This window comes from Ferrovibrio terrae, assembly GCF_007197755.1.
GTDB lineage: Bacteria > Pseudomonadota > Alphaproteobacteria > Ferrovibrionales > Ferrovibrionaceae > Ferrovibrio > Ferrovibrio terrae.
In genome coordinates this window covers 1600964-1623580 of the sequence record NZ_CP041636.1, presented here as the reverse complement: position 1 = coordinate 1623580, position 22617 = coordinate 1600964, and the positions used below count along the sequence as shown (strand labels likewise).

The 22617-nt window shown below is 64.7% G+C and carries 23 protein-coding genes; 6 read left to right on the top strand and 17 right to left on the bottom strand.

The annotated features are described in order from the left end of the window. Positions 1-31: 31 nt before the first annotated feature. The 4 genes from FNB15_RS07930 to FNB15_RS07915 all read right to left on the bottom strand — a co-directional run bounded on the left by FNB15_RS07930 (position 32) and on the right by FNB15_RS07915 (position 3626). Entirely contained in the window at positions 32-847 is an 816-nt protein-coding gene (locus tag FNB15_RS07930) for an SGNH/GDSL hydrolase family protein (RefSeq protein WP_144068181.1), read from the bottom strand. 86 nt (positions 848-933) lie between these two features. Beyond that, positions 934-2310, bottom strand: a complete 1377-nt coding sequence (locus tag FNB15_RS07925) for an MATE family efflux transporter (protein ID WP_144068180.1) — start codon at positions 2308-2310, stop codon at positions 934-936. A 15-nt stretch (positions 2311-2325) separates the two neighbouring features. Continuing rightward, positions 2326-2553, bottom strand: a complete 228-nt coding sequence (locus tag FNB15_RS07920; RefSeq protein ID WP_144068179.1) for a hypothetical protein — start codon at positions 2551-2553, stop codon at positions 2326-2328. A 2-nt stretch (positions 2554-2555) separates the two neighbouring features. Then, positions 2556-3626 (bottom strand): class I SAM-dependent methyltransferase, encoded by a 1071-nt coding sequence (locus tag FNB15_RS07915; RefSeq protein WP_144068178.1) that lies wholly within the window; start codon positions 3624-3626, stop codon positions 2556-2558. Positions 3627-3748: 122 nt separating this feature from the next. On the opposite strand from FNB15_RS07915, the gene FNB15_RS07910 reads away from it, so the two are divergent. After that, on the top strand, positions 3749-4774 hold the full coding sequence (locus FNB15_RS07910) for a GlxA family transcriptional regulator (protein WP_144068177.1): 1026 nt from the start codon (positions 3749-3751) through the stop codon (positions 4772-4774). On the opposite strand, the gene FNB15_RS07905 is transcribed toward FNB15_RS07910, so the two are convergent. After that, on the bottom strand, positions 4682-5971 hold the full coding sequence (locus tag FNB15_RS07905; protein WP_185973770.1) for an acyltransferase family protein: 1290 nt from the start codon (positions 5969-5971) through the stop codon (positions 4682-4684). The two genes, FNB15_RS07910 and FNB15_RS07905, sit on opposite strands and share 93 nt — an antisense overlap. Before the next feature lie 200 nt (positions 5972-6171). Here FNB15_RS07905 and FNB15_RS07900 point away from each other — a divergent pair, with 200 nt between their 5' ends. Together FNB15_RS07900 and FNB15_RS07895 are read left to right on the top strand one after the other, a co-directional pair. Next, positions 6172-7206 carry a methionine synthase gene (locus FNB15_RS07900; RefSeq protein WP_221932766.1) on the top strand — a complete coding sequence of 345 codons (1035 nt, stop codon included), beginning with the start codon at positions 6172-6174 and terminating at the stop codon, positions 7204-7206. A 52-nt stretch (positions 7207-7258) separates the two neighbouring features. After that, positions 7259-7555: a SemiSWEET family sugar transporter gene (locus FNB15_RS07895; RefSeq protein ID WP_144068175.1), complete on the top strand. Its 297-nt coding sequence runs from the start codon at positions 7259-7261 to the stop codon at positions 7553-7555. 336 nt (positions 7556-7891) lie between these two features. On the opposite strand, the gene FNB15_RS07890 is transcribed toward FNB15_RS07895, so the two are convergent. The 9 genes from FNB15_RS07890 to groES all read right to left on the bottom strand — a co-directional run bounded on the left by FNB15_RS07890 (position 7892) and on the right by groES (position 17004). Next, positions 7892-9208, bottom strand: coding sequence for an Hsp70 family protein (locus FNB15_RS07890; protein ID WP_144068174.1), 1317 nt, complete (start codon positions 9206-9208; stop codon positions 7892-7894). Positions 9209-9346: 138 nt separating this feature from the next. Continuing rightward, complete coding sequence (locus FNB15_RS07885; RefSeq protein WP_144068173.1) at positions 9347-10654, bottom strand: sensor histidine kinase; 1308 nt, start codon at positions 10652-10654, stop codon at positions 9347-9349. Between the two features lie 5 nt (positions 10655-10659). Further along, on the bottom strand, positions 10660-11424 hold the full coding sequence (locus FNB15_RS07880) for a PstS family phosphate ABC transporter substrate-binding protein (protein WP_185973769.1): 765 nt from the start codon (positions 11422-11424) through the stop codon (positions 10660-10662). A 321-nt stretch (positions 11425-11745) separates the two neighbouring features. Next, entirely contained in the window at positions 11746-12405 is a 660-nt protein-coding gene (locus FNB15_RS07875) for a peroxiredoxin (protein ID WP_144068171.1), read from the bottom strand. Between the two features lie 106 nt (positions 12406-12511). Then, positions 12512-12919 carry a DUF2177 family protein gene (locus FNB15_RS07870; protein ID WP_185973768.1) on the bottom strand — a complete coding sequence of 136 codons (408 nt, stop codon included), beginning with the start codon at positions 12917-12919 and terminating at the stop codon, positions 12512-12514. A 225-nt stretch (positions 12920-13144) separates the two neighbouring features. Continuing rightward, the gene (ycaC, locus tag FNB15_RS07865; protein WP_144068170.1) at positions 13145-13789 is read right to left on the bottom strand and encodes an isochorismate family cysteine hydrolase YcaC; all 645 of its coding nucleotides are present in this window, start codon (positions 13787-13789) and stop codon (positions 13145-13147) included. A 147-nt stretch (positions 13790-13936) separates the two neighbouring features. Next, entirely contained in the window at positions 13937-14899 is a 963-nt protein-coding gene (locus FNB15_RS07860; RefSeq protein ID WP_221932765.1) for a LysR family transcriptional regulator, read from the bottom strand. A 92-nt stretch (positions 14900-14991) separates the two neighbouring features. After that, the gene (groL, locus tag FNB15_RS07855) at positions 14992-16647 is read right to left on the bottom strand and encodes a chaperonin GroEL (protein ID WP_144068169.1); all 1656 of its coding nucleotides are present in this window, start codon (positions 16645-16647) and stop codon (positions 14992-14994) included. A gap of 45 nt (positions 16648-16692) precedes the next feature. Then, on the bottom strand, positions 16693-17004 hold the full coding sequence (gene groES, locus FNB15_RS07850; protein WP_144068168.1) for a co-chaperone GroES: 312 nt from the start codon (positions 17002-17004) through the stop codon (positions 16693-16695). Positions 17005-17251: 247 nt separating this feature from the next. Here groES and FNB15_RS07845 point away from each other — a divergent pair, with 247 nt between their 5' ends. From FNB15_RS07845 to FNB15_RS07835, 3 genes are all read left to right on the top strand, one after another. Continuing rightward, a complete protein-coding gene (locus tag FNB15_RS07845; RefSeq protein WP_144068167.1) occupies positions 17252-17656 on the top strand; it encodes a PaaI family thioesterase in 405 nt (134 codons plus the stop codon). Positions 17657-17669: 13 nt separating this feature from the next. Continuing rightward, positions 17670-18818 (top strand): alanine racemase, encoded by a 1149-nt coding sequence (locus FNB15_RS07840; RefSeq protein ID WP_144068166.1) that lies wholly within the window; start codon positions 17670-17672, stop codon positions 18816-18818. Between the two features lie 71 nt (positions 18819-18889). Then, complete coding sequence (locus FNB15_RS07835; RefSeq protein WP_144068165.1) at positions 18890-20686, top strand: sensor histidine kinase; 1797 nt, start codon at positions 18890-18892, stop codon at positions 20684-20686. Positions 20687-20714: 28 nt separating this feature from the next. Here FNB15_RS07835 and FNB15_RS07830 read toward each other — a convergent pair whose 3' ends face one another. From FNB15_RS07830 to FNB15_RS07825, 3 genes are all read right to left on the bottom strand, one after another. After that, a complete protein-coding gene (locus tag FNB15_RS07830) occupies positions 20715-21860 on the bottom strand; it encodes a DUF2336 domain-containing protein (protein ID WP_185973767.1) in 1146 nt (381 codons plus the stop codon). A 269-nt stretch (positions 21861-22129) separates the two neighbouring features. After that, the gene (locus tag FNB15_RS20935) at positions 22130-22270 is read right to left on the bottom strand and encodes a hypothetical protein (RefSeq protein ID WP_185973766.1); all 141 of its coding nucleotides are present in this window, start codon (positions 22268-22270) and stop codon (positions 22130-22132) included. Positions 22271-22415: 145 nt separating this feature from the next. Next, positions 22416-22613, bottom strand: coding sequence for a hypothetical protein (locus tag FNB15_RS07825; protein ID WP_144068163.1), 198 nt, complete (start codon positions 22611-22613; stop codon positions 22416-22418). Positions 22614-22617 lie beyond the last annotated feature (4 nt).

Sequence of the window (22617 nt, the reverse complement as noted above, 5' to 3'; positions counted from 1 at the left end):
CCGCCGCCGTTTTCATTTTGTGAGTCCGAACTCAGCGGCCGAGATACGACTTCACGGTGTCGTCGGCCACCTTCTGCAGATGCGCCGCCGTCTCGGCGCCGAGGCCGGCATCGTATTTCATGCCATTGGCCGGTTTGCCGAACAGCGTCGAGTAGGTGACGGCCGTGGCCAGATAGGTGCCGGCCAGGCTGGGATGCCGCTTGTCGGCGACATAGAGATTGAGATCGGGTTTCGCCTTGATCGAATTGGCGAAAGCCAGACCGGCCGGAATCACCAGTGCCTTGTTGGCGTTGCCGGCCTTGGTATAGGCCTCGGCCAGCTGTTCGGTCATCTCCGGCTTGTCCTGATAGGCCCAGGACATGAAGAAGACCGGCTGGGCGCCATGCTTGCGCACGGTGGCGCTGTGCTTCTTGGTGTATTCGGTGAAGGCCTTGCTCAGGGTCGGATTCACCGGACACTGGCTGCAATCCATCATCACGGCGACTTCAAACAGCTTCTGGCCGGGCGGATTCATCACCACCTCGTTGTCGCCGACGAAGGAGTACTTGCCGATGCCGTTGGGTGCGAAATAGGCCTCGACATTATGCCAGTCCAGGCCTGAGCCGCTGATCGTCACCGAGGTGTTGCGATATTTGTGGCCCTTCATGCCTTCGCTGACAAAGCGGGTGACATGCCCGTGCATGCTGTTGTTGTAGTAGAAGAAGCTGTTGCCGATGAAGATCACCGAGGCCGGCGCTGCGCCGCCGAGATCTTTTATGGCAGGCTTGGTCTGCGCCAGCGCCGCTGTCGTGGTGACAGAGAGCGCAACGACGGCCGCAATTCCCAGAATGGATTGCCGCAAAGACATGGGGATTTCCTCCAGTTTGTTATAACGCCTCTCGGGCGCAGCAATGCTACTGCGCCCGAAGACCCGGAGCAAACCAACTTGTAGTGCTAGCGCCGCGTGTATAGCCGCGCCAGCGTCAGCACGGTGGTGATCGCCGCGCCGGTGACCAGCCCGATCCACAGGCCGGTGACGCCCAGCCCCTGCATCTCGCAGAGCCAGATGCCGAGCGGCGCGCCGATGCCCCAGTAGGCCACCAGCTTGAAGATCATCGGCAGGCGGGTGTCCTTCTGGCCGCGCAGCAGGCCCAGTCCTGCAAGCCCCGGATAGCCGACAAACTGCAGCAGTCCGAGCAGCACGAGAAGCCCGCCGGCAACCTGGATCGCCGCCAGTCCGGCAGGGCTCGCATCGAAGAACCACGCGGCCAGCGGTTCGGCGCCGAAGCTGAGCAGAACGAACAGCAGCGTGCCGCCGACCAGCGATAGCCACAGGCCGCTGCGCATCACGGCGCGGACATGGCCTGTGTCATCGAGGCCAAGGGCGCGCGCCAGGCGCACCATGGCTGCCTGCTGCAGGGCAAAGGAGACCGCATAGGCGATGCCCGCCATGCGCAGCGTCAGGGTATGCGCCGCCACATCGGCCGCGCTGAGGGTCGCCGCGTAGAGCGTGACGGCAAGATAGAGGCCGGTCTCGGTTGCCATGGTGACGCCGATCGGCAGGCCGACGCGCAGCACGGCCAGTAATCCGCGCCAGTCGAAGGCCGCACTCACAGCGGGAGCAGTGCGGCGCGCACCACGTTTTGCCATGGCCAGCAGCGCGACCAGCGTGCCGCAGGCGACCAGCAGTGTCGACAGGCCAGAGCCGGTCGGCCCAAAAGCCGGGATCGGACCGAGGCCTTTCATCAGCACGAGATTGCCGAGCGCATTGAGCGGCAGCATCGCCAGAGTCACCTTGAGAAAGGCATGCGGATTTTCCGCCGCCGTCAGCAGCGTGCGATAGAGCGTGACGCCCAGCATCGGAATCAGCGTCAGCGCCATGGTCTGCGTGAAATCCGCGCCCTGATCGAGCAGGCCGGGTTCGAGTCCCAGATACCGCAACCACTGCGGCGCGAACCAGACCAGCGGCACGGCCGGCAGCGCCAGCAGGGTTGCCATCGCCCAGCCGATATGCTCCAGCCGCGCACGGTCGGCGCTGTCGTTGCGCGCCACCGCACCGGCATAGAATGGCGCGACACCACCCAGGGTGCCGGCGCAGATATAAAAGATGATCGAATAAAGATCACTGCCGACCGAGACCGCCGCCAGCGCCTCGGCGCCGAACATCATCGACACCATCATCGTGTCGGTGATGCTCATGCCCATATTGACCAGCGCGATCAGCATGATCGGCCAGCCGAGCCGCAGCAGCGCGCCGCTTTCGCTCAGCATCGCCCCGTGTGTGGTAACTCGGGGCGCCGCAGGTGCATGTTCAGTCTGTGCAATCGACATGATGTATCCGTTCTTCTACGACAGGCGCCGGTCGACGATGCGCAGCAGCGGCCCGCCGCCATGGCGCGCGGCAACCGGATCGATGCCCGCATCCCGCATGGTGCGTACATCGATCCGACCGAGCATGCGCCGCGCCAGAGTGCGGCGACGCCAGACACGCAGGGCTTCTGCCACACGCATCAACCAGTGGATCCGGCGATCCCCGGCCCGGCGGCCGAGGATCGCGCGGATGATCGCCTGCATGATCAGCGCCGTGCTTCGAGGATCAGGTTGAACGCCGTCTCGGTGGCGCGGCGGAACTGCGTGAAGCCACTCGCTTTCGCGATCTCCGCCAGCTTGCCCTGCCCGGCCTGCGCACCCAGCACATGCGTGCCGTTTTCCGAAATCGCATGGGCGCAGCACAGCATGGTGGAGCCGGCATAGTACAGACGCCCGACCGGGTTGAAGTTGGCTTCCACCTTGTCATGGGCAAAGGGCTCGACCAGCATCACGCTGCCATCCGGCGCCAGGCTCTTATACGCGTGCTTCATCGCCGCTTCGGGGAAGCCCATGTCATGCAGGGCGTCGAAGAAGCAGATCAGGTCGTAACCGCCATTCGCCGGATAGTCGCCCGCCTTGATCACTTCGAAGGTGATACGGTCGGAGACGCCCTGCTGCTTTGCCACTTCGCGGGCCTCGGCGATCGAGGCCGCATGGGTATCGAAGCCCCAGAAGCGTGACTTCGGGAAGGCTTTCGCCATCAGCACGGTGGAATGGCCGTGGCCGCAGCCGATATCGGCCACCTTCGCGCCGGCTTCCAGCTTCGGCACCATGCCGGTCAGGGCCGGCAGCCAGTCGGGCACCAGGCTCGCGGCGTAGCCGTTGCGGAAGAAGGCAGCGACACCGCAATAGAGGCGGTCGTGATGGTCGCCCCAGGCGATGCCCTTGCCGGTGCGGAAGGCCGCGATGGTCTTGACCTCGTCGAACCACATCGACGCGGTGACTTCCCAGGCATTGGGGATGAAGACCGGGCTGGTATCGTCAGCCAGCATCATCGCCTGTTCCGGCGACAGCTCATATTTCTGTGTCTCGGGGTTGTAGTTGATATAACCGCCGGCAGCATTGCAGTTCAGCCATTCGCGCACATAGCGCTCGGCGCAGCCGGCGCGCTGGGCGAGTTCGGACGGGAACATCGGGCCGCGGCCGGCCATCGCCTTGTAAAGACCGAGCTTGTTGCCGACGCTGATCATCACGCCGCCATTGGCACCGGACAGTTCGCCCATCGCCATGCCGACCAGGGCCATCAGCTTGTCCTGGTTAATATTGATTGCGTTCATCGAATCACCTGAATGTTAGCTGCCCGGGGGGATGGGCGGGCCGGCACAATGGCGATTGTCAGGGCCCTGCGTGAGAGCGTAACTTGTCAATACCGGTCCTCTTATGCCAAGGAAGCGCCGGAATGAGCACAAACGCCCTTCACGTCAGCCTGGTCGCCCTGCCCGAAGCCTCGGCATCGGTGCTGTTCGGCATGTACGACCTGCTGAATGCCTTTCCGCAGATGCAGGACATCATCCCCGGCCTGCCCGCGGTGACGCCGTTCCGCATCGAGGTGGTGGGCGAAACCGCCGGCGACCTGACGGTGGCCGGCAACACGCCGATCCATGTGCACCAGGCCTGCCGCGACGTGACGCAGACCGACATCATCGTGGTGCCGGCGCTGGTGCTGCGCACCTGGAAGACCGGGCGCTATCCCGCCCTGGTCGACTGGCTGGTGCAGCGCCATGCCGATGGCGCCATGCTGTGCTCGGCCTGCTCCGGGGTTTTCCTGATCGCCGAGACCGGCCTGCTGGATGGCCGGCAGAGCACGATCCACTGGTCCTACGGTCCGCATTTCCAGGAGCTGTTCCCGAAGGTGCCGGTGCATCCGGAGCAGACGCTGGCGATTGCCGGCGATCGCCAGCAGTTCATCTCCTGCGGCGCATCTATGTCCTGGCATGACCTCGCGCTGTATCTGGTGGCGCGCCACAGCGGCGAGGCGGCGGCGCGCGCGGTGGCGAAATTCTTTGCACTGCAATGGCACCGCGACGGGCTGCAGCCCTTCATCACCTTCGAGGCGCGGCGCGACCATGGCGATGCCGCCATCCTGAGCGCGCAGAACTGGCTGGCCGGGCATTTCTCGGTCGCCGATCCGGTCGAGCAGGTGGTGCGCGAATCCGGGCTGGCCGAACGCACCTTCAAGCGCCGCTTCACCAGGTCGACCGGCGTTGCCCCGATGGCCTATGTGCAGCAGCTGCGCATTGAGGACGCCAAGCGCCGGCTGGAAACCACGCGCGATGCCATCGACGAGATCGGCTGGCAGGTCGGCTATGAAGACCCGGCGTTTTTCCGCCGCCTATTCAAACGGGTGACGGGGATTTCGCCGGGCAGCTACCGGAAGCAGTTCCAGATTCCGACCTACGCTGCCGCGCCCCAGGCTGCGGAATAACGGCCGGCGGAATAGGCGACCGGGCATCGCGGCAAGTGCGGCGGCCCGCGCGGACAGCCGCATCGACGGCTGCTCGACCCATTGGTGGAACAGCGCCGCGGCACACAGCGACAGCACGATCACCGCCAGCGCGGCCAGCAATGCCGCCGGCCAGTGGCCGAGCCGCGCGGCCAGCGGAAAGTAGGCCAGCCCGCCGGCGGACCAGATCAGCGGCGCATGCAGCAGATACAGCCCGAAGGAGACGCGGCCGAGGAAAGCCGAGGTCGCATTGCTTAAGAACAGCTGCAGGCTCGGCGACAACAGCACGCCCGCCACCACCAGCACGGCGCGCAACTGGCTGCCGCCGAGCAGCGGCGCCTCGCCGATCACCGGCGGAATGGCCGCCACATCATAGACGCGGATGCCGAACAGCGGATAGAGCACGAGGCCGAGCGCCAGCAGGGTGAAACCGAAGGCATCGCGCCAGGGATCGTTGCGACCGCCACGCTGGTGGTGCAGCCGCAGCAATTCGAACAGCGCGACGCCGAGCGCGAACAGCGCGCAGTAATTGCCGATCCAGCCCAGTGGTATGCGCGACGGCCAGTCTGCCGGCACAACGGCCAGCGCCACACCGGTCACTACAGCGGCCGCCAGCCGCAACCGCCCTGCCGGCAGCAGCAACGCGAGCAGGAAAACCAGCACTGAACCGGCGAATTCGATACGGATGGTCCACAGCACCGGATCATGCGGCGGCGTCGGGCCGAGGAACGACGCAATGAAGGCTTCCTTCAGCACCAGCAGCAGGCTCGGATCGTAACCTGGCGGGAAGAACGACCGCATGAAGCTGGACTCCGATGCCCAGCCGATCGCGATCGAGCGGTCGAGCCCGACCGTGAACAGCGCCAGCACCAGCAGGCCCGCCACGAAGATCGGGATGCCGAGCCGCAGCCAGCGTTTCACCAGCAGCGGTCCGAGTCTGAGATGCAGCCCCCTCTCCTGGGCGCTGGTGACGGCGGCGGTCAGCACGATGCCCGACAGGATGAAGAAGATCGCCACCGCCAGCGGCCCGTCGGTCAGGAAGCCCAGCGGCGCCGACACCGGCGAAGTGTGCAGTGCGGATTCCCGGCCATCGGGTGCAAAGGCCAGCAGCAGGTGATGGAACAGCACGAACAGCGCCGCCCAGCCGCGCAGACCGTCGAGATACTGGATACGCTGCATGTCCGAAAACGCTTTCCCCGGATTGAATCCTTTACGCAGGCTGGAAAGCGAATGGGGCGAGACCTTGGCAGACACTGCCGCCATGCTGCGTTGCGGCGTGCTTGTCTGGAATTGGTTCCACTATGGTCACACGCACCGGTGACTTCGGCGGTGCAGCGTCGCCGTGCTAAGGTGCTGCGCGAATCAAGGGAGGAACCACAATGTCCGCAGCGCACCTGTTCCCGTCGGCTGTCGCCGGCAGCCTGCCCAAGCCGGCCTGGCTGGCCGAGACGCACAAGCTGTGGCCGCAGTGGCAGGCCGAGGGCCCGGCGCTGGAAGAGCGCAAGCGCGAGGCGACGCTGCTGTGGCTCAAGCTGCAGGAAGATGCCGGGCTGGACATCGTCGGCGACGGCGAGATGTCGCGCCAGCATTTCGTGCATGGCTTTGTCGAGCATATCTCCGGCATCGATCGGCAGAACAAGGTGGAGATGGGCATCCGCGACAACCGCTACAAGGCGATGGTGCCGCGCGTGGTGGGCAAGCTGGAGCAGACGCGGCGCGCGCATCCCTGGGAAGGCGCCTTCTGCCGCGCCCATACCAAGCGCAAGCTGAAATTCACCCTGCCCGGCCCGATGACCATCATCGACACCATCGCCGACGAGTATTACGGCGACCGCATCAAGATGGCGATGGCCTTCGCCGACCTGCTGAATGCCGAGGCGAAAGCCCTGGAAGCCGAGGGCGTGGATATCATCCAGTTCGACGAACCGGCCTTCAACGCCTACACGAAACAGGCCGGCGAATGGGGCATCGAGGCGCTGCATCGCGCCGCCGACGGGCTGAAGGCCAAGACCGCCGTGCATATCTGCTACGGCTACGGCATCAAGGCCAATATCGACTGGAAGGCGAGCTTGGGCGAAGAGTGGCGCCAGTATGAGGATTTCTTCCCGGCGCTGGCGAAAAGCAAGATCGACCAGGTGTCGCTGGAATGCATCAACAGCCGCGTGCCACCGCATCTGATGAGCCTGCTGGACGGCAAGGAGGTGATGGTCGGCGTGATCGACGTCGCCTCCGACAAGATCGAGACGCCGGAAGAGATCGTCGCCACGATCAAGACCGCCTTGCAGTATGTGCCGAAGAACAAGCTGATCCCCTGCAGCAACTGCGGCCTGGCGCCGCTGGACGGTGCGGTGGCCGCCGCCAAGCTGGAGGCGCTCGGCAAGGGCGCGAAACTCGCCAGAGAGCAGTTCAGCTAAGGAACAGTTCAGCTGAGTATTGCGTTGCTCTCCGGTCCAACCGGAGAGCGACATGGATACCGCCGCCTGGCTCGGCGCCTTTGCTGCGCTGGCCTCCACGCTCAGCTTCGCGCCGCAGGCCTGGAAGGTGATCCGCTCGCGCCGCACCAAGGACATTTCGGCGGTGATGTACGGCTTCACCGTCACCGGCTTCGCGCTGTGGTCGGCCTATGGCATCGCCCTGATGCAATGGCCGATCATTGTCTGCAACACGATCTGCCTGCTGCTGGCCGCCTTCATCCTGTTCATGAAGCTGAGCCCGCAGCGGGTGAAGGACGAGGTGGCCGACAGGATCGACCCGGCGGGGTGAGCAGCTCGTTTCGCTTCGTTCGTGTTCGTTTGCGTTCGTGGCGCTTCGTGGGTGTTCGCAGCGCTTCGCTGGTGTTCGTGAGTGTTCGTGAGCGTTCGCGGGCGTTCGTAGCGGTTCGCGGGCGTTCGTTTGACGTAGCGGCGCGTATCGCCGCCCATCGCATACTTATGTATGTGATCCTCCTGCTTTTCCCCGATTCACGATGCACAACAACGACCCGCGCTGTGTCCCAACAGGCGCAGGAAAGCGCGGCGAACCGCCAAACCAGCTCACCTCAATGAGAACATATAGAGTACAATAAATCCAGGCCGGACGCAAGACCCTGGGCTGGCCCCCTCAGGCGAGCCATTGCGCCGGGTCGCGCTCCAGCCCGATCAGCGCGAGGCCCGACGCAATCGACTGCAGCTGGTCGCCGGTCGCCAGCCGGTCGGCGCCGAAGCGGGAGTCGAACAGTGCGCGCAACGCCGGCACGAAGGACGAGCCGCCGGTCATGAACACCTGGTCGACCTCGGCGGGTTTCAGCCCCGACACCGCGAAGACCTGATCGAGTGCCGCATCGATCTGCGCCAGCTCCGGCGCGATCCAGCGCTCGAAGTCGCGCCGCGTGACGGGTTCGCGGATTTTCACGCCTTCCATGTCGAAGACCAGTTCGGTGTGTTCGCTCAGCGACAGCGCCGTCTTGGCCTCCGACACCGCGCGATAAAGGCCGAAGCCGAGATCCATCTCGATCACGGTGATGAAGTCTTCGATGGCGTCAGGCTGCTCGGCATCTTTCGCCAGTTTGCGCAGCTCGGCCAGCACGCGCGGCGATTTCAGCATGGCGAGCTGGTGCCACTGCGCGAACTGGCCATACTGCTGGCCCGGCATCGGCAGCAGCTTGTCGCCGGCGCGATAGCTGCCGCCCTTGCCCAGACGCGGCGCCACGACGTTGTCGATGATGCGGAAATCGAAGGCATCGCCGGCGACGCCGACGCCGGAATGACCGAGCGGCTCGGCCGTCACACCGCTTCGGGTTTTGCGGAACCGCATGAGCGAGAAATCACTGGTGCCGCCGCCGAAATCGGCAACTAAAATGGTGGCATCGGCGGTGAGCCGCCGCGCGAAGAAAAACGCCGCGCCGACCGGCTCATAGGCATAGCGCATCATGGGGAAGCCGGCGCGCGCGTAGGACGCATCCATGCGCGTGATGGCGAGTGCGGGATCGGGCGCGGCGCCGACGAACTGCACCGGGCGGCCGGCGATCACCGGCAGATTTTCGAGTCCGCTCAAGGCTTCGCCGGCATGGCGGCGCAGCAGCGTGAGGAAGCCGCTCAGGATGTCTTCATAGGAAAAGCGTTTGCCGAAAATCTGCGTCGAGGTGAACAGCGGACTGGCGGCGAACGACTTGAACGACTGGATGAAGCGATGTTCATGCGGCGTCGCCAGGAACTGCTCGATGGCGAAAGGACCGGCGGAAGTCTCGATGCGGCGGGGCCCAGAACTCCCATTGGCGGGAATGTCTTCATAGCACAGCGCCGAGCGGAAGATTTCGTGCGCGACCTCGGCATGGCTGAAACGCACCGGACGCACATTGCCATCGGCGTCGGCAATCGCGACGACCGTATTGGTGGTGCCAAAATCGACACCGATGGCGCGGGGGATGGCGGCGGCCATGGCGGGAAGAGTTCTTTGTCCGGGGCGTTTGAAGGGCGCCTCTTATAGGGGCTGCCGGGACGTAACTCAACCCCGTAGCTTCCCGCCCGGAACATCCGTCCGTCGGAGTGGATGGGGCCGCGTAGCAGCGGGTCGTAGCTATGCAGCCCGCTCGTTCGTCTGCTGCAGGCCGATCGGCAGCACCACTTCGACGCTGGTGCCTTTACCGGGCTGGCTGGTGATCTGCAGGCTGCCGCCCTGGATTTCAGTGAACTTGCGCGAGATCGGCAATCCAAGGCCGGTGCCTTCAAAGCGCTTCGACAGCGCATTGCTGATCTGCCGGAACGGCTCGAAAGCCTGCTGGATTTCGGCCGGCGTCATGCCGATGCCAGTATCAGACACCACGATGCGCAATTGACCGGCCATATCACGGCTGGCGCTGAGCGTCACGGTGCCACCCGATGGTGTGAACTTTACGGCATTCGATAGCAGGTTGAGCAGAATCTGTTTCGTCTTGGTCGCATCGATCGTACCCATGCGGCCACCCGGCATGCTGAAATGGGATATGAGCGTAATGCCGGTTTTCTCTGCGCGGCAGGCGGTCAGGCGCAGGCTCTCGTTCAGAACCTCCTGAACGTCGCAGTATTCCGTATGCAGGTCCTGCCGGCCAGCCTCGATCTTGGCAAGATCGAGAATGTCATTGATGACGCCAAGCAGATGTTGACCGCTGCTGCAGATGTCTTCGGCATAGGCTTTATAACGGTCGCTGAGCGGACCGATAAGCTGCCCGCGCATGATGTCGGAAAAGCCGATAATCGCATTCAGCGGCGTGCGCAGCTCATGGCTCATATTGGCCAGAAATTCCGATTTGCTGTGGCTGGCGCTTTCAGCCTTGCGCCGCTCGCCTTCTGCCACGCGCAGGGCCTCTTCCGTCAGAACATACTGCTCCTTCAGAGTCTCCGCTGCTCTGCGCAGGGCCGTGGTCGCCAGATGCACGCAGGTATAGGCGGAAATACCGAGCAGACCGCCCAGCAGCGACAGGATCAGCAGGCGTTCAAGCAGCGGCCGCAGACTTTGCGCCACTGTGACCCTGCCCACCACCCGTGGGCCGGCGACGATCGGCTCTGAGACTTCCAGCACTGGCCACTGCGGCCGCTCGCCGATCGTCACGACCTCGGCGCCGCTGTCGTCGTAGACATAGTGGCGGGTTGCGCTGTCTTCGGACGCGAAGAGTTCGACGATCTCGCCGACGCGATGATTGCTGTAGCGCCAGGTGTCGCCCTGGACATAAGCGTAGAGTGCGACCTGGCGCGCCGAGAAGCGCGCCGACAGGGCCTGCATGGCGATCTGGTCGAAATAAGCAATCGTGCCATAGCCCGCCGGAACCACGAACGCGACCAGCACCCCCACCCAGATGGCGATGCGGCGCAGGATGCGCCGGATACGATCGGTCCCGGAGTCAACCATGGGCTTTATGGCGACGGCTCGGCGCCGTTGGCACGGGTGACGGCCTGACCGGCGGGTGTCGTGATGTAGCTGGCCACAAGACGGGTTGCCGGCGTGGCGTTTTCGCGCACCAGCAGGCAGACCGGAAGCGGCAGGGAGTAGGAACCATCCGCAATCGACTGCGGCGACGGCACGACGCCATCCAGCGCAAGCGGCGTCAGGTTCAGTTTTTCAGTGCGAACCTGGAGCAGCGTGGTGATGGCGAGCGAGCCCGCTGTTTTCTGGGCGAACTCGGCGTTTTCCTGATCGGTCGCGCCCACAGGAATGCCGCTGCGCCGGAAAGCAGCGGCGAAGGCAGGCTCCAGCGCAGGAATGGCTTTCACCAGATAGGGATTCTCCGAGCCTGTGCGCGAGCGCAGGATGACCTTCAGCGGCTGGCCATCGGGCCAGCGTGGGTCGCTCGCACTGTAGAGTGCCGGCAGTTCTTCCCGGGTCAGATTGAAGTTCTGGCTGCGAGAGGTGGCGAAGATCAGCGCCGTGGTCATGCAGGCAGCCGTGCGGATGCCTGCCGCATTCTCCTCCGGCGTTGCCTTGCGGGTGGCAATCGCAACCTCGATGGCGCCGGCCGCCAGCGCTTTCAGACCACCGGTGGTCCCCAGGCTTGGAAGCACCTGCGTCTGGATGGCCGGATGCTCACGCTCGACCTGCGTGCCGACGATGCGCATCAGCGCCAAGCCCATGCCCGTACCACCGACGCGGATGATATCGGCAGCATACGCCGGTGCCCCCATGAGAAGGGGGAGCAGCAACAGGAAAAGGCAAAAGCGAAGGGACGGGATGCAAATCATCGGAATGTTTGCTCGCTGGGGTCTGGCTCCCGTCGTACTACCAGTGAACGCAGAGGGTTTCCGCTTACTATTCAATAACCCGCAGGCTGCGGGCCGCCGATTGGCCGGAATTCGCGGAAATCAACGCCATGCGCCACCTGCATGCCGGATGATTCACCCGGCTTGCCTGCATTGGAATTGTGAATGGCACGCTGCGGGCAGCGGTGTTCCGGAGCATCGCGGGCGACGCCGCTGCAAGCGGGCGTCGCCTCATGCAGACAGGTGTTATTTCGGCTGCGATACGATCCGCAAATACGGCTTCGGCGATTTCCAGCCGTCGGGATATTTCGCCTTGGCATCCTCGTCGCTCACGCTGCCGGCGATGATAACATCCTCGCCCGGCTTCCAGTCGGCCGGCGTCGCCACCTTGTGCTTGGCGGTGAGCTGCAGGCTGTCGACGATGCGCAGGATCTCGTCGAAATTGCGGCCCGTCGTCATCGGGTAATGCAGCTGCGTCTTGATCGTCTTGTCGGGGCCGACGATGTAGACCGTGCGCACCGTGGCATTGTCAGCCGCCGAACGTCCCTGCGAGGTACCGTCGAGTTCCTCGGGCAGCATGTTGTAGAGCTTGGCGACCTTGAGGTCGTGGTCGCCAATGAGAGGGTAGTCCGGCAGATAGCCGGTGACATCCTTGATGTCGCCGACCCAGCGCTTGTGATCCTCGACCGGATCGATGCTGAGACCCAGCACCTTCACGTTGCGCCTGTCGAATTCGCCTTTCAGCTTGGCCACCGCGCCAAGCTCGGTGGTGCAGACGGGTGTGAAATCCTTCGGGTGGCTGAACAGGATGCCCCAGCCGTCGCCGAGGAAGTCGTGGAACCTGATCCTGCCGACCGTGGTGTCGGCTTCGAAATCCGGGGCCTTGCTGCCGATGCGTAAGCTCATGATCGTCTCCCTCCGCGAGATGGAATGGAGTTAAGCTAGGGCAGCGGCATCAGTTCCGGGCATGAAGATTTTTTGTCGCTGATCCTCAGCGATTTATGCTGAAGGTTTACGCGAATTTCCGCGCCAGCCACACGCCGACCACCGACGCCGCGCCGCTGATCAGTGCGCCCCAGGCCATGTCGACCAGGGTGACGGCCAGCGGCCAGTCGCGCAGCGTGGCGTGGTTGGTCAGGTCGTAGGTGCCATAGGCAACCAGGCCGAAGAAAGCGCCCCAGAGAAACACCGCCAGCAGCCCGCTGCTGTCGTTGAGTGCGGGGCGCAGCACGAAGGCGAGCAGGCCGACGCCGTAGAGGAAATAGAAGAGCAGCGCCGGCGGCCAGACCAGCTGGTCGCCGAGCAGGCCGCCGAGCCGCGGCCGGTAGAACAGTTTCGTCATGGTGGAGAGCCAGAGGAAATCCAGTACGGCCAGCGCGGCCCACATGCCGGCGGCGGCGATCACGAGGCTTTTCGACATGGAACGGCGCTCCCCACAGGTCTGAGGATCATGATGTAGAGCGATTGCGCTGAGGGAAAGGGCTGGAAGCGACCTGCCCGTACGGGTCCGTCATGGTCGGGCGCGACCCGACCATCTCTCGCCGGTCTGTATGAGATCCCCGGGTCAAGCCCGGGGATGACGGCGTTGTATAAAACGAAAAAAGCCCGGCATTACTGCCGGGCCTTTCCGCGGGCCACGCCCCGCTTACTTCGCCGCCGGCTTGCGGGCCGTCAGCGCGAAGTAACTGGTCATCAGGTTCTTGTAGTCGGGGATATGGTCGGCAAACAGCTTGGCCAGACCCTCGACATCGTTGCGCCAGTCGCGATGCAGCTCACAGGCGACACCGAACCAGTTCATCAGCTGCGCGCCAGCCTGGCTCATGCGATCCCAGGCGGCCTTCTGCGCGATCTCGTTGAAGGTGCCCGATGCATCCGTCACCACGAAGACCTCGAACTCTTCCTCGAGCGCCGAGAGTGCCGGGAAGGCGACGCAGACCTCGGTGACGACGCCGGCGATGATCAGCTGCTTTTTGCCGGTGGCCTTCACCGCCTTGACGAAGTCCTCGTTGTCCCAGGCGTTGATGTTGCCGGGGCGGGCGATATAGGGCGCATCGGGGAACAGCGCCTTCAGCTCAGGCATCAGCGGACCGTTCGGGCCGTCTTCGAAGCTGGTGGTCAGGATGGTCGGCAGGTTGAAGTATTTCGCCAGGTCGGCGACCGCCAGCACGTTGTTCTTGAACTTGTCGGGGTCGATGTCGCGCACCAGCGACAGCAGGCCGGCCTGGTGGTCGACCAGCAGAACGGCGGCGTTATTCTTGTCGAGGCGGTTGTAGGTGAAGTTCTTGGCCATGGTCGTCATCCTTCTTGCGTGGGTCAGGGTTTCGATCTCGTCCGGGGCATCGTGCCCCGGTGAGACAGACCCTACCCCGGACAATGGAGGGTGATTAGCCAGGTCGTTCCGGATACATTGTCCGGATTAACAGAACAATAAGGCGGCCTAGCGCCGCGCCTTTTTCAGGGCGGGTTTGCTGCCGCGCGCCAGCCAGGGCGGCGTGCCGGCGAAGCTGGCGGCGAGGTGATCGAGCATGGCCCGCAGTTTGCGCGGCATATGGCGCACCGGCGGATAGACGGCATAGATCGCATCGGGCAACGGCGTGACGCCTGTCGACTCTGGCGGCAGCGCCTCGATCAGGTCGCCGCTCTGCAAAGCTTTCGCGACGATGAAACGCGGCAAGACGATGATGCCCAGTCCCGCGATCGCCATGTCGCGCATCGCCTCGCCGTTATTCACAACAATACGACTGCGCGTCTCGACGGTGCGCGGTGTGCCGCCGGGCTTATCAGGTGAAAACGACCACAGCCGGCTGGCATGTGCGTTGGCATAGTCGATGGTGGCATGCTGCAGCAGGTCGTCGAGAGTCTTCGGCCGGCCATGCGCGCGGGCATAGTCGGGGCTGCAGCAGACCACGCGATCGCTGTCGCACAGCTTGCGCGCCATCAGCGCTGAATCGCTTAAGCGCCCGATGCGCAACGCAAGATCATAGCCCTGGCCGATGATGTCGACGGCGCGATCGTCGAAATCGAGCGCGATTTCCAGTTCGCTGTGCTGGCGCGCAAAGGCGGTGATCACCGGCGTGAGATACTCCATGCCGAAACTGATCGGCGCGGTCATGCGCAGACGGCCGGTCAAAGGCCCTTCCGCGTCCGAGGCGGCATCGACCGCATCGGCCATGGCCTGCACCAGCGGCGCCATCCGGTCGAAGAACTCCTGGCCGCGCTCGGTCGGCGTCACCTTGCGCGTCGTGCGCCGCAGCAGCTCGACACCCAGCGCATTTTCCAGGTTGCGCACCCGGTCGCTGATCACCGATTTGGCCACCGCCAGCCGCGCGCCGGCCGCAGTGAAGCTGCCAGCCTTCACCACTTCGAGAAATGCGAGGATGTCTTCGTGGCGATGGGTCATGGCGCGACTGTAGAGGACGGGCCGACAACGAAAAAGGCCCGGTGTTTCCACCGGGCCTTCTCGTATCAGTGCAGGACTGATGGGCTGTGGACTTAGAAGTCCATGCCACCCATGCCGCCCATGCCACCCATGCCGCCCGGGGCGCCGCCGCCGGCCGCACCCTTGGGCTCCGGACGATCGGCAACCATGGCTTCGGTGGTGATCAGCAGGCCAGCGACCGAAGCCGCGCCCTGCAGGGCCACACGCACGACCTTGGTCGGGTCGATCACGCCGGCCTTGACCAGGTCGGTGTATTCTTCGGTCTGGGCGTTGAAGCCCCAGCTGGTGTCCTTCGACTCCAGCAGCTTGCCGGCCACCACGGCGCCGTCAACGCCGGCATTCTCGGCGATCTGACGGACCGGAGCCTGCAGGGCGCGGCGGATGATTTCCACGCCATGCTTCTGGTCGGCATTGTCGACCTTGACCTTGTCGATGGCGCGCACCGAGTACAGCAGCGCAGTGCCGCCGCCCGGAACGATGCCTTCTTCGACCGCGGCGCGGGTCGCATGCAGCGCGTCATCAACGCGATCCTTGCGCTCCTTCACCTCGATCTCGCTGGCGCCGCCAACCTTGATCACGGCAACGCCACCGGCCAGCTTGGCCAGACGCTCCTGCAGCTTCTCACGGTCGTAGTCCGAGGTGGTTTCCTCGATCTGCGCCTTGATCTGGCCCACGCGAGCCTGGATGTCCTTGTTCTTGCCGGCGCCGGCAACGATCGTGGTGTTTTCCTTGTCGATCGTGACCTTCTTGGCGGTGCCGAGCATGGCGAGCGTGACGCTCTCCAGCTTGATGCCGAGATCTTCCGAGATCAGCTGACCACCGGTCAGGATCGCGATGTCTTCCAGCATGGCCTTGCGGCGATCGCCGAAGCCCGGCGCCTTGACGGCGGCGACCTTCAGGCCACCGCGCAGCTTGTTCACCACCAGCGTGGCAAGGGCTTCGCCCTCGACATCTTCGGCGACGATCAGCAGCGGACGGCCGGTCTGCACGACGGCTTCGAGAACCGGCAGCATGGCCTGGAGACCCGACAGCTTCTTCTCATGGAGAAGAATGTAGGGGTTTTCCATGTCGCAGATCATCTTCTCTGCGTTGGTGATGAAATACGGCGAGAGATAGCCGCGGTCGAACTGCATGCCTTCGACGACGTCCAGCTCGGTCTCGAGGCTCTTGGCCTCTTCCACCGTGATGACGCCCTCGTTGCCGACCTTTTCCATCGCCTTGGCAATCATGTTGCCAATTTCGGTGTCGCCGTTGGCGGAGATGGTGCCGACCTGGGCGATTTCCTTGGTGCCCGAGATCTTCTTCGAGCGGCTCTTCAGGTCTTCGACGATCTTCTCGACGGCGAGGTCGATGCCGCGCTTCAGATCCATCGGGTTCATGCCGGCGGCAACGGCCTTGCCGCCTTCGCGCACGATGGCCTGGGCCAGCACGGTGGCGGTGGTGGTGCCGTCGCCGGCCTGGTCGTTCGCCTTCGAGGCCACTTCGCGCACCATCTGGGCGCCCATGTTCTCGAACTTGTCGGCCAGCTCGATTTCCTTCGCGACCGTCACACCGTCCTTGGTGATGCGCGGGGCGCCGAACGACTTGTCGAGCACGACGTTGCGGCCCTTCGGACCGAGGGTAACCTTGACGGCATCGGCGAGGATATCGACGCCGCGCAGCATCTTGCCGCGCGCATCAGCGCCGAAACGGACATCTTTAGCAGCCATAGCTGTATCTCCTTAAAGACTATCTGGACTGGTGAGAGTCGCTGATTACTTGGACTTCTTCGAAGGCGTGCCTTCGATGATGCCCATGATGTCGGACTCCTTCATGATCAGGAGCTCCTGGCCATCGAGCTTCACTTCAGTGCCCGACCACTTGCCGAACAGCACGCGGTCGCCGGCCTTCACATCGAGCGGCTGAACCTTGCCGTTTTCATCGCGGGCGCCGGCGCCGACGGCGACGATCTCGCCCTGCATCGGCTTTTCCTTGGCGCTGTCGGGGATAATGATGCCACCGGCGGTGCGCTCTTCTTCTGCAACGCGCTTAACCACCACGCGATCATGCAGCGGACGAAACTTCATGCGATCCTCCTAGATTGTTCTGTCGCATTGGGAAATCTGAAAACCCTTGGAAATCAGCGATTTATCGCCATGCCCCGCGGATTGTTAGCACTCTCGGTCGGAGAGCGCCAGACACTTAAGCAGCCTGCCCGCCCCCGTCAAGGGAGGGCTGCCCGGATTCCGCCACATTTTTTCACCGGCCCGTCTCGCAGAGAGGCCGGGATTCCGTCTAAGCTGCTGCCCTGATTAAGAAAATCTGGAGGATCCGATGACGGACCTGCCCCCATCGCTTTCTGCCCTGCCATTTGCCGAACTGATGGGCCTGAAGATTACCTCGGTGACGCCGGAGAAGGTGACCGCCGAACTGCCGGTCAGAGCCGAGCTGTGCACCGTGCCGGCGATCCTGCATGGCGGCGCGGTGATGGCTTTCGCCGACACACTGGGCGCGGTGGCCACCGTGGCCAACCTGGCGCCGGGCCATTCCACCACCACGATCGAGAGCAAGACCAACTTCTTCGCCGCCATTCCCGCCGGCGAGACCGCGCAGGCCGAGACCACGCCGCTGCACCGGGGCAAGACCACGATGGTGTGGCAGACGCGGATCACCCGCGCCGACGGCAAGCTGGCCGCGATCGTGACGCAGACCCAGCTCGTGCTGGCACCGCGCAAATAGAGAAGACAAATCGATGACCCGCACTTTGAACGACCTGCCCACGCCTGTCCTGATCCTCGACCGCAGCCGGCTGCTGGCCAATGTGGCCCGCATGCAGGCGCGGGCGAAACAACTCGGCGTCACACTGCGTCCGCACCTGAAGACAGCGAAATCGGTGATGGTGGCCGAACTCGCCGTCGGCAAGAGCGGTCCGATCACGGTGTCGACGCTCGCCGAGGCCGAGTATTTCGCCAAGGCGGGTTTCCGCGACATCACTTACGCCGTGCCGATGGCGCCGCAGAAGCTGGACCAGGTCGGTGCACTGATCAAAAGCGGCGTCGACCTCAAGTTCATCACCGACCATCCGGCGGTGGCGCAGGCCGCGGCCGAAGCCGGCCAGCGGCTCGGCGTCACCTTCCGCGCGCTGATCAAGATCGACTGCGGCCTGGGCCGCGCCGGCATCGCGCCCGACTCCGATATCCTGCTGCCGCTGGCCCAGAAACTTTCCGGGGCGCTCTCTCAGCCCGGCGTCGAACTGGCCGGCGTGCTGACCCATGCCGGACATTCCTACGGCGCGACAAGCCTGGCCGAGATCGAACGCATCGCCGAAGACGAACGCGTGGCGGTGGTGCAGGCTGCCACCCGCCTGCGCGCGGCCGGCTTTGCCTGCCCGATCGTGTCGGTCGGGTCGACGCCCACCGCGCTGTTCGCCAAAGACCTGACCGGCGTGACCGAGATGCGGCCGGGCAATTTCGTGTTCTTCGACCTGTTCCAGCAGGGCCTCGGTACCTGCGCGATGCAGGATATCGCCGTGTCGGTGCTGGCCACCGTGGTGTCGCATCATCCGGCGCGCAACCATGTGCTGATCGATGCCGGCGGCCTGGCGCTGTCGAAGGATACCGGCGCCAACAGGAATGTGCCGGGCACCGGCTATGGCCGGGTCTGCCGGCCGAATGAGGCGCTGCCGCTGGACGGCATGAATGTCCATGACGTGCACCAGGAGCATGGGCTGCTGGGCGGGCCGGATGCTCCGAAGGTGGATTTCGCGGCGCACCCGCCGGGCAGCAGGCTGCGGGTGCTGCCCAACCATTCCTGCATGACCGGCGCGATGTATGACCGTTACTACGTGACCGACGGCGGCAGCGAGATCATCGCCGAATGGGATCGCGTCAACGGTTGGTGATCTGACCTCGGTAACCAAGATGGGCAGTTGCGGCGGCAGGGCATTTCCGCTTGAGTGAGGCGGGGGCAGACATGTCAGACGCCAGCCACACATCTCCGGGTGGGCCCACACCCGGAGAAACATCACCTCGGCCAACCGATCCCGCAGCACCCGGCGGGGCGTCGCGGCGCAACCCCACACTCGTCAGTTTCCGCCAGGTGGTGCCGATCAACGCCGGCGTCACCATCGTCAATGTCACCGCCGTCGCGGTGCTGCTGATCGGCCAGATCCCGCTCAGCTGGCTGCTGAGCTGGTGGCTGCTGCATGCCGCCGGCCTGATCTACATGCTGTATCGCTGGATCACCTATGCCCGGCGCGCCGACCGCGACCAGGGCCGCGCGGCCCGCATGCGCGCCTTCGACATCTGGGGCGCGGGCTTTTCCGGCGTCGCCTGGGGCGCGGCGGCGCTGTTCCTGCCGCAGCTGGATGAAGCGCATCGTCTGCTGGTGATCATGGTGGCGGCCGGCATGCTGGCCGGTTCGGCGGCGACGCTGGCGGTGGTGCCCAAGGCGGCGCTGACCTTCATGCTGCTGATCGCCGTGCCCTTCATCTCGTTCTTCCTGTGGCAGGGCGGCACGATCGGCGTGGCCATGGCGGTGGTCTCGACGCTGTATACCGTGGCGATGATCCTGACCAACCGCATCGTCAATGGCGTGATCCGGCGCAACCGCCGCCTGCATGAGGAAAACACCGCGCTGTATGCACGCATCCGTGCCGCCCAGGGCGAATTGCTGGACATCGCCGAAAGCACGGAGGCCTTTGCCTTCCTGGACGGCGACAACCGCCTGCTGCTGTGGAACCGCCGGCTGCCGGCCCTGCTGGGCCTGAGCGAAACCCTGTTCGGGCGCGGCGCCTCGCTGCCCGGTCTGCTGCGCCGTGCCGGCCTGCCGGATCGCGTGCTGAACAGCGAAATGACAGGACGCGCGCTGCAGTTGCCGAACGGCCGCTGGCTGCAGATCGGCCGCCGCACCACGCCGCAGGGCGACAGCGCGCTGATCGTGATCGACATCACCGAGCAGCAGGAGGCGAGCGCCAAGCTGCAGAGCCAGAATGCACGGCTGGAAGAGCTGTTCCGCGAAGTGAGCCAGGCGCGCGACGCGGCGTTGCGCGCCAGCCAGGCGAAATCGATCTTCCTCGCCAACATGAGCCACGAGCTGCGCACACCGCTGAATGCCATCATCGGTTTCTCGGATATCGTGCAGCAGAAGATGTTCGGCCCCGACTGGGCGAAATACGATGAATACCTGCGCGACATCAACGGCAGCGCGCGCCATCTGCTGTCGGTGATCGACGACATCCTTGACCTTGCCCGCATCGAGGCGAACCAGATCCAGCTGCATGAGCAGCCGGTGATGCTGGACGAGGAACTGCCGATCTGCGCGCGCCTCGCCGCCTCGCATTACGGCCGCACGGTGGAGGCCGTGGTGGTTTCGGTGCCCCACGACCTGCCGTCGCTGCATGCCGATGCGCGGCTGGTGCGACAGATCATGATCAACCTGATCGGCAATGCGCTGAAATTCTCGCCCACTGGCATTCCGGTGGAAGCCGAAGCCCGGCTGGATGCCGCCAGCAACGAAATCCTGCTGAAAGTGACCGATCGCGGCATCGGCATCGCGCCGGAAGACCAGAGCCGCATCTTCGATGCCTTCGAACAGGCCGATACCCAGCTCAGCCGCAAATATGGCGGCGTCGGCCTGGGGCTTTCGCTGGTCCGCGCCTTTGTACGCGCGCATCAGGGCAGCATCGCCATCGACAGCGCGCCGAGCCGCGGCACGGTGATCACGGTGTCGTTCCCGGCCTCGCGTACCGGGATTTCGCAGTCGATTTAAAGAATACGGAAGATCAGGCCGCGCGGTGCTAGGCGGCGAGTCTCTGCGCCGCCTGGGCGCGGCTGCGGCGGCGGGTCAGCCATTGCTGTTCATGGCGATCCCACAGGATGGCGTAATCGGCCAGCATCATGCCGATCACCATCTCGACGAATTCGGCGCGCTCGGCCGCGCCACGCACGAAATCGAAACCGCGCGCCAGATCCAGCACGGCCTCGGTCATCTTGTAATATTCCGAGGGCAGGCGGCAGCGCTGGTAGATGGCGGCCAGGCCGCGCTTGCCCGGATCATGGATCAGCAGGCGCGTATTGTTGAGCGGCACGCCGGCGATCAGCGCCACGCCCTGCTCGAAGAAGGCCAGGTCGCCACCGGCCAGCGCGCGCAGCAGCAGGGTGCTGCTCAGCTGGCCGCGCTTCTGCAGGTCGACCACCAGCTCGGCCAGAGCCGGCGGTTCGGCGCCGTCACCCAGCAGACCGAGCAGGCTGCGTTCGCGCAGCTGCATCATCGTGTCGGCGGCCATGGCCGGCGGAATCTGGTAACGGCTGACCAGCGCATCGCGCAGCGCCTCGGACACCTGCGCGATCAGGCGGGCGGCGAATTTCGGCGGCAGCTGCGGATGACGCGCCAGCGCATCGCCCAGCGCCCGGCTGTCGGGAAAACGATCGAGCGCGCGTTCCATCATCGTGCTGCCGATCTCGGCGCCGCGATTGTTGATCAGCACCGCCACGGCGGGCTCGGCGGCATGGGTGACGAGTGCGGCAGCCACCGTGGCCGAGACTTTGGCGCGGCCGGCGATGGCGCTCTGGTGCAGCGGCGACACCGCCTGCACCAGCTGGATCAGATCGGCATCGCTGAAGACCGGCGAGAATTGCAGCAGCGGAGTGGCCACATCGGCCACGTCGCGCGCCAGTTTCATCGCCACGCTGCGTGGCAGTTGCGGCGAGTCGCGCAGCTGTTCGGCCAGCGCCTGCCGCACCATGGTTTCGGCATCGCGGGCGAGCGCGGCGATGATCGCCTGCGCCAGTTCGCGCTCGGTGGCTGTTAATGCAATGCCACCTTCGTTTTCATTGGCAAAAGCGCGCGCGACTTTCGCGGCCGTGTCGGCGCGTGCCGCAGGCGAAGGGTCCGCCAGCAGCCGCTGTACATCCTGAATGCCGAGAAACGCCCCTTGAACCACTAACTCTGCAGCCCCCGCCCATAACATCGTTCGTTGGTGCCGGTGTTTGTTGGGCGCGGACAATAGGGAAACAACGCCGGATTGTCACGGTGAAATATCCTGATCAATCCTCTCCGGTATGGTCACCGGCGACACTGCATACAAGCTTCCGCAAATTGCCTGATCAGGCAGCAACCGGCTGCAGAATCAGGCGCTCCGCGCGGACAGGGTCATAGGCGTGCGAATGGCATTGCACGCTGGGGGATATGCGACCCGCTATTCAGGTGGTGTCAGCAGGTCGTGCTCGTGCCGATCTGAGGGCAGGTCCGGTCGCCCAGCGGGCGATCCTCGTAGTTGATCGGATCGCCGCAGGCGATCAGCAGCGGAGCGGCGAGCAGCATGGCGATCAGGGCAAGCAGGGTCTTGCGCATGGCAGTCTCCATTGAAGCTGGGTCAGGCCGGTATGATACGCCCGGACGGTGCCCGCGGTACAGCCCGGTTCCGCTGCTGCGTCCGTCTATAATGGGGCTGCGCCAGCGCGGATAAACCCGGCGCTGGCGCAATCCTTCAGATCACTCAGCAGGTGGCATAGCCCGGCGGGCAGGTGCGCACCGTGCTGCCCGGCGGCACGACGACCGCCTGGCCCGGCTGCACCACGGCGCGCTGCGGCGGCGGATCGACGATCACGGTCTGCGGCGGCGGCGGGCTGGGGCTGCAGGCCGCGAGCAGGAGCGGTGCGGCGACGGCTGCGGTGGCAAGAATGAGAGTGCGCATGGCG